Annotated in this window: 5 protein-coding genes and 1 pseudogene; 2 read left to right on the top strand and 4 right to left on the bottom strand. The window is 43.8% G+C overall.

Annotated features, from left to right (window positions below):
- The first annotated feature begins 114 nt into the window (after nt 1-114).
- Nucleotides 115-852 (top strand): EAL domain-containing protein, encoded by a 738-nt coding sequence (locus tag AB4653_RS16830; RefSeq protein WP_050395113.1) that lies wholly within the window; start codon nt 115-117, stop codon nt 850-852.
- 223 nt (nt 853-1075) lie between these two features.
- On the opposite strand, the gene AB4653_RS16835 is transcribed toward AB4653_RS16830, so the two are convergent.
- From AB4653_RS16835 to AB4653_RS16845, 3 genes are read right to left on the bottom strand one after another with little or no spacing between them, the layout of a single operon-like run.
- A complete protein-coding gene (locus AB4653_RS16835) occupies nt 1076-4135 on the bottom strand; it encodes an efflux RND transporter permease subunit (protein WP_102257718.1) in 3060 nt (1019 codons plus the stop codon).
- Nucleotides 4132-5187 (bottom strand): efflux RND transporter periplasmic adaptor subunit, encoded by a 1056-nt coding sequence (locus tag AB4653_RS16840; RefSeq protein ID WP_032555044.1) that lies wholly within the window; start codon nt 5185-5187, stop codon nt 4132-4134. Before AB4653_RS16840 ends, AB4653_RS16835 begins: the two co-directional genes overlap by 4 nt.
- On the bottom strand, nt 5187-6275 hold the full coding sequence (locus AB4653_RS16845) for an efflux RND transporter periplasmic adaptor subunit (protein ID WP_032555043.1): 1089 nt from the start codon (nt 6273-6275) through the stop codon (nt 5187-5189). The genes AB4653_RS16840 and AB4653_RS16845 overlap by 1 nt, the downstream gene beginning before the upstream one ends.
- Before the next feature lie 149 nt (nt 6276-6424).
- Between AB4653_RS16845 and AB4653_RS16850 the strand changes: the two genes are divergently transcribed.
- Complete coding sequence (locus tag AB4653_RS16850; RefSeq protein WP_009845253.1) at nt 6425-7156, top strand: TetR/AcrR family transcriptional regulator; 732 nt, start codon at nt 6425-6427, stop codon at nt 7154-7156.
- A 171-nt stretch (nt 7157-7327) separates the two neighbouring features.
- On the opposite strand, the pseudogene AB4653_RS16855 reads toward AB4653_RS16850, so the two are convergent.
- Nucleotides 7328-7597: pseudogene (locus tag AB4653_RS16855) on the bottom strand (ATP-dependent helicase); the annotation flags it as partial.

Consider the following 7597-nt stretch of genomic DNA (forward strand, 5'->3'; position numbering starts at 1 on the left):
ATATTATGACAACTGTGATGTATATTCTCGTCACTGAATAAACACCTTTTATTAGCGATTATGATTTTATCAGACAGAAGTGAATTTATTAGTTGTATATCTGTGAATGCCGATATGCAGTTTATTGCGAAATACCAAGACTTAACACTTACAAGTGTCTACCAACCTATATTTGATTCTTCTTTGACTCAGATAGGCGTAGAGGCTTTGGTTCGTATTTCCAATTGTAAAGGTGATGTCGTTCGCCCAGATCACTTCTTCCATTCAGACGAAACCTCATACACAGACAAAATCAACGTAGAGAGGCTGAGCCGAGCCATTCACATCCGTAACTTCGCACAATCGACGGTCCGTCACTTAAACCTTTTTTTGAACGTTCTTCCAAACGTTGGTGAGTTGTTTGCATCAGAAAAAGTAAAAGACACTCTGTTAGCTAAACGTCTTCACGAGCTTAACTTATCGTGCGAACAAATCGTCATGGAGTTGGTCGAACTTAATGTAGAAAGTGAAGAACGTTTAAAAAACGCGGCCCACTCACTTGCAGATAATGGTTTTCAAATCGCGGTTGATGACTTTGGAGCACAGGCGTCAACAGAGCAACGTGTTCGTCATATCACTCCTCATATCATCAAAATCGATCGCTCTGTGATGTTGGATTTTGAAAACGGTGATACTCAAAAAATGGAGTTAGTAGTTAAGCTTGCCAACCAAATCGGTGCAAAGACGGTCATCGAAGGGATAGAAACCCAACAGCAACTGACTGCGATGCAAAGTTTAGGCTTCGATATGTATCAAGGCTATCACTTAGCCATGCCAAAGCCGATTGAGTTGGATATCCGCCTAGCAATCTAGAGTCTGGCCCCTATTCTCTAATATACCGGAAGCCGCTTTACCATTGCCTAACGACTTTTGTAATACCTATCTTTTAAAACGCTCCTTGTTAAGGCACGCATTGCTATCGCAACGTCCTCTTAGTTCGGACCTATCTTCGTCTTGTTTTATCAAACCATATCCGTAAAAAAGCCCAGTCAAAATTGACTGGGCTGGCTTAAAAGAATCTGTTTTATATCAATCCCTAATAACCCGCAGTGGACGGTTTGATTCTATATAGAATGGCGAACATCACTGGTACTACTATTAGCGTTAGTACTGTAGCAAAGCCTAAGCCTGCCATGATGGTAATCGCCATCGAGCCGAAAAATGCATCGAATACCAAGGGAATCATGCCCAAGATAGTCGTTAGTGCTGCCATAGATACCGGTCGTACACGACTGATCGCGCTGTCGACAACCGCTAAATATGGGTCTTTACCTGTTTGTAGCTCACTGTTGATCTGGTCAAGCAGTACGATACCGTTCTTCAAAATCATGCCACTTAAGCTCAGTAAGCCTAGGAAAGCCGTGAAACTGAATGGCATATTGGTACCTAACAGACCAATCGAAACACCAATGATAGAAAGTGGTACCGTAAACCAAATCACAAGCGGCTTACGAACCGAGTTAAACAAAAGCATGGTAATAATAAACATCAGCAAGTAACCCATTGGTAGTGAACCAAATAGAGATTCTTGTGCATCTTTAGAGCTTTCGTATTCGCCGCCCCAACTGATGCTGTAACCTTCTGGTAGAGCCAATGCTTCTACTTGTGGTTTCACACGAGCAAACAAACTCGCGGGTGTTTCATCACCCAATACATCGTGGTCAGCCAATACGGTTAGCGTACGCTTTCTGTCACGACGTTGAATCAGTGGCTCAGACCATTGAAGCTCAACCCCATCGATCACTTGTTCTACGGGAATGTAGGTTTGCAGTGATGGGCTCCAGATCTTCACATTGTTCAGTGATTCAAAGTCAAAACGCTCTTCTTCAGGCAGGCGTGCCACGATAGGTAACATGTGCGTACCATCGCGCAGTAAACCGATGTTGTAGCCACCAAACGCCATTTGTAACGTCTCAGACAAATCAGTTTTTGAAATACCAAGGCGACGTGCCTTTGATTCGTTAAACAGTGGCACGAGCTCTTTGGTGCGTTCACGCCAATCGTGACGCACATTTCGAGAACCAGGATCCGCCAACAAGATATCTTCTACCTCAACAGCTATGCTGCGAAGGATCTGCGGGTCTGCACCGCTAATACGAGCTTCGATTTTTGACGCTGGCGACGGGCCAAACTCAATCAATTTAAATTGGAACGTAGGTTGTTCAAATTTATTGGCCAAGTCCTTGTCTAGCCCTTCTAGGACTTTAAACATGGTGTCTCGGTCAGTCGTTCGTACCTGCAGTTGACTGTACGCTTCGTAACTTTTCTCGGGTTGGTATGTCAGCGCAAAACGTTGCATGCCTTGGCCAACTGTTGTAGTTACAAACTCAACGTCATCTTGCTGGCGAATGTAGCTTTCAACTTTTTCTGTCTGCTTAATCGTTTCACGTACATCGGTACCTTCCGGCATCCACATATCGACGTAAAACATTGGCGTATTTGATGGCGGGAAGAACTGCTGCTTCACCATACCAAAACCAACCACAGAAACTGCTAATAGCGCGACCATACTTACTACGGTAAGCCACCTAAATCGAAGTGCTACTTTCAGACACGCGCCGAATACAACGAACAGAATACCTTTGTATGGGTCTTCGTTCTCATCGACCTTGTCTTCTTCTTTCAGCATCATTTCTGCAAGGAACGGAGTCAGCGTTAGCGCTGTAACCCAGCTCAAGAACAATGAAAAACACAAAACCCAGAACAGTGAGCCCATGAATTCACCTGTCGCGTCTTTCGACAAACCGATTGGTGCAAAGGCCGTGATAGCAATAATGGTCGCACCCAATAGTGGCCATTGTGTTTGTGTCACGATGTCTTTCGCTGCTTGAAGCTTGGTTTTGCCTTTCTTCAAGCCAACCAAAATACCTTCAACGACAACAATCGCATTATCCACCAGCATACCGAGAGCGATGATAAGTGCACCCAGTGAGATACGGTGCAGTTCGACATCGTTGTAATCCATCAGGATGAAGGTTCCAAATACCGTCAATAGAAGCACTAGACCGATGATCAAACCACTGCGTAAACCCATTGCCAAAAGCAGTACGATGATAACAATAGCAACGGCTTCTACTAGGCTGATTAAAAAGTCAGCCACTGATTTGTCTACTTCTTGCGCTTGGTTGTAGAAGTAGTTCAGCTCTACACCGGCAGGCTTAATGCTTTCTAAACGATCCAGTTCGGCATCTAACGCGTTACCAATTTCGACGACGTTTACGCCTGAAGAGAACGCAATACCTAGGTTGATCGCTGGTTTGCCATTGTAAGTTAATACGTTACCTGGCTTTTCTTGGATACCGCGAGTCACTTCAGCGACATCTTTCAAGCGAATGAGGTTGCCCGTATCACGACCATGAATGATCAGGTTTTCTAACTCTTCAACCGTGCTCAAAGTGCCGTTAGGCTTGATCGTTAGGCTTTGACCATTCAGCATCACCTCTCCAGCCGAAACCACACTGTTTTGTTGTGCTAACAGTGACGTTACCATCGACATATCTAGGTTCAACGCCGCTAAACGCTCAAGTGACATCTCAACAAACAATTGCTCTTGTTGGTCACCCGCAATACTCACTTTGCCAACACCGTCAACCAATTCGATTTCACGCGTTAGGTAATCTGCGTACTGTTTTAGCTCGACATAATCGTAACCATCACCGGTCAGCATGATCATCACACCAAATACGTCACCAAAATCATCAATAATCTGAACTGAATTAACACCACTGGGTAGTGTTGGCTGTAGATCGTTGATTTTACGACGCATTTCATCCCAAATTTGGGGCAACTCGTCTGGACCGTAGTCCATCTTCATGCTGACCATAATTTGAGACATACCATTCGACGACGTTGAAGTGATCTTGTCGATATAAGGCAGTTGTCGTATCTCTTTTTCAAGTGGATACGTTAACTCTTCTTCAACTTCCATAGACGTAGCGCCAGGGTAAGTTGAAATAATCATTGCATCTTTAATGGTAAAAGCTGGGTCTTCTAAACGGGATAGGTTGCCAAAAGACGACACACCGCCAATGGCCAAAATGACTAGAAACAGCCAGCTGATTACTTTGTTTTTAATTGAATATTCTGCGATGTTCATTCTGCTTTTCCTGACAATTCGATTCCGTCACGGAGTTTTCTTAGATTCGAGTTTACGAGTCGATCACCTTGCTCAACACCATGAGCGATTAATGCGCCTTGGCCACTGATTTTGTCGACTTCTACTTCGCTTTTGAATGCTTGTCCGTCTTCCATTTTCCACACATAGAACTGATTAGCTTCAGAGCCCGCTTCTAGCGTTGTCATTGGTAACTGGTAACCTTGAACATCACTCAGACCCGCTTTCGCCATATCCACATTGACCGTAACGCTCGTGCCCGGCAGAATTTCACTTTCAGGCTGCTGCATCTGCATCCAAAACTCGTAGGTACGTGATTGTGGGTGCAATTCGCTAGTGTGCTCTAGATACGTCAAAGGATATTCCCCCGAGTGACCTCCAAAAGTTGCTTGGGGGCGGTAACTGCTCGAACGCATGTCTGGGCTGATCGACGCCAAAATAGAATCTGACACTTGAATTCGCACATACACCTTATCGTTCTGGTACACACTCAGGAGTGTTTCTCCAGGAGTCGTGTTTTCGAATCGTTGCTTATCGACGGTTGAAACTGTTCCTGAGAATGGCGCTAAAAGCTCTGTGTAACTTAACTTGCGTTTTGCTGCCGCCAAATTCGCCGATGCTAGTTTGTAGTTAGCCGTCAGTTGGTCGTGTTCTGATTGCGATAACATCTTGCTGCCAAACATCTCCGTACCACGGGCCAACTGTTTGCTCGCCAGTTTGAATTGAGATTTAGCATCAGTTAGATCTTGAAGGTACGTTGCGTTATCTAAGGTGGCTAATAACTGCCCTTTTTCGACTTTGTCACCGGCTTCCACCAATACTTGTTGAATTTCGCCTGCAAGCTTAAATGCCAACGGTGTAAGTTCTGCAGGCATCACCTGTCCATTAAAACTTCTGAACTGATCAGTCAGCGGCGCGCCAACGTCAAAGGTAGAAACCAATAAAGGCGGTTGTTCACGGTGTACAGCTTCATTGTTACAGGCTTGAAGTAACAAAACCGACGCGACAACAACTGATGATTTTAAAAGGTTCATTAAATACCCCCCTCACGAAGCCAAGCTTTTACTTGCTGTCCGTCAGATAACACATCCACACCGGCTTCAACGATAAGATCACCAGAAGAAAGACCTTCTATAACTTTACCTTGCTCATCAAGCAGGACTTGTACTTTAGAAATCGATCGAGAGTCTGGGTTATAGCGCCATAGCTCGCCATGGTCAGCTTGTTTGGTTAGCCAAGCTGAATCAACAATGCCAATACCGTAGTATGACTTACTCTTCTGAACTTCAACTTGCGCTGTCATTCCAGAAAGTAGATTGATGCCTACCGGCTTGTCGATAGATACAACCGCTTGGTAGCTGTTGGTGTCTTCATCTGGTTGTGTAGAGATCTCTTTAAAACGCGTTGGGATACGAATACCGCGGTGGCTATCCATTACAACCCACATGTTTGAGCTCGTTAGGTCTTGAATAGAACGGTCTTCAAGCTTAGATACCGGAATAGAGAACGTCACATCCATTTCACTGTGATTCAAAATATTAAGAACTGGCTGCTTTTCAGCAATTAACTGATATTGCTTACCAAACACCATCGATACCACGCCATCGAATGGAGCAACTAATGTGGTGTAACCAAGGTTTGTTTTTGCTTGTTCCAACTCAACGTCAGCGGCAGTAAAGGTGTTGACGGCTTGGTCGTAGTAATCGGTACTGACTAACTTTTTCGAATACAGCTCAGAAGCTTGCTTGTATTGACTGTTCGCCAAGTCAAATTTAGCTTGAGCTGCATCAACGGCAATACGGTAATCCGTCGCGTCTAATGCGGCTAGCACCTGACCTTTCTTAACTTCTTGTCCCATACGAACATCAAAAACTTCGATATCGCCACCCACTTGAAATGAAAGCGCAGCACGGTCGGTTGCATCCACTTTTGCGATAAAACTATCAAGCTCGATATCTGCCCGCAGAGGAATCTCAAATAACTTTACAGGCTTGATTACCTGCTCATTTTCCTCTGACTGAACTTTGTTACATCCAGTTAGAGAGCCGGCGAGCAATAGTGCGGCAATAACCACGCCCGTACGCTTGGTCGGTATCGCTTTGATAGACAAATTGGATTGCATGATGCTTCTCCATTTAATTATTATGATTTATTACACAGGTGGGCAGTATATTTATTATTAAAGAATTCTCAAGCTTTACTTTCCACCTGTGCAGTATTTTTTATTTCAAGGAAAACAGTGTAGAATGTGGTAATCAGGTAAATGTAGAAATGAAGATGACTGAAAAGAAACAAGGCAGAAGAAGCGCGAAAGACGCTGAAGAAACGAGATTTTTGATCATGGGTGTAGCTGCGGATATGTTCTGTGAGCATGGTTATGACAGTGTTTCTCTTCGTAACATCAGTGAGAAAGCAGGCGTATCTCATAGCCTTATTCGCCACCATTTTGGTAGCAAAGAGAAAATCTGGCATGCGATAAGTGATTGTTTACATGATTATTTTCAGTCATACATTGCTAAAATCGTAGAAGAGTTACCAAAAGGCGTCGCGCCAAATATTACTATCTATTTATTCAGTATGCGCCTCTTTAGCAACATGATTCACTCACGCAAACCGATGCAACTTATCACCGACTCTGTTCGCCAAAAAGACAACTTGGTCGATTACTTTATCGACAATGTTGGTGATATCGAAAAACAAATTAATATGTTGGCAGATGAATATAATGATGCGAATCCAGATAATTTGATCAACATTTATGAAATTAAATGGCAAATGATCATGTATGCGCACGGAGCGGTATGCCTTACTCCTTTCATGGAAAGCACATGGAATGAAGGCGACATGCAATCGACACCTGAAGAAGCATTGTTAAATCATTGGCAATTGTTCAACAAGCAAATGATCAGTACGTTCAATATCAGTGATGAATGGGTATTGAATACGAGTTCGATTGAAGAGCTTATTTATGAAGTCCCTTGTGTGTGGAAATGCGAACACTAGCAAAACAAACACTAAAATCGCGGCTTTAAGTTTCATGCTTAGTGCTTAGTGCTTAAAACGAAAACGAAAACGAAAACGAAAATGCCCCGCTACTGACATATATCAGTAGCGGGGCATTTTTATGTCGGAGTGAGTCTGCTTATGTTTTAAACGATTCAACCAGTAGCAGGTTTAGCGACGCGCTTTACCGCGATTTTGGTGAATCTTAAGTTTCGCTTTCATCTTACGTTTTTCTGATGAACGACTTTTACTGCGACCACCTCGATCGGGGGCTATATCTTTTTCTAGGCTTGGTTCAAAACCCTCTAGCCACTCTTGAGGCAAGCGAGTATCAAGTAAGCGTTCAATGTCACCCAGAAGATAAGCTTCATCTTGGCTCATCAAAGAGATCGCTAAACCACTGTTGCCAGCACGGCCAGTACGACCAATACGGTGAACGTA

It is taken from the genome of Vibrio sp. 10N.222.48.A3 (genome assembly GCF_041475345.1).
Classification (GTDB): Bacteria; Pseudomonadota; Gammaproteobacteria; order Enterobacterales; family Vibrionaceae; genus Vibrio; species Vibrio tasmaniensis_A.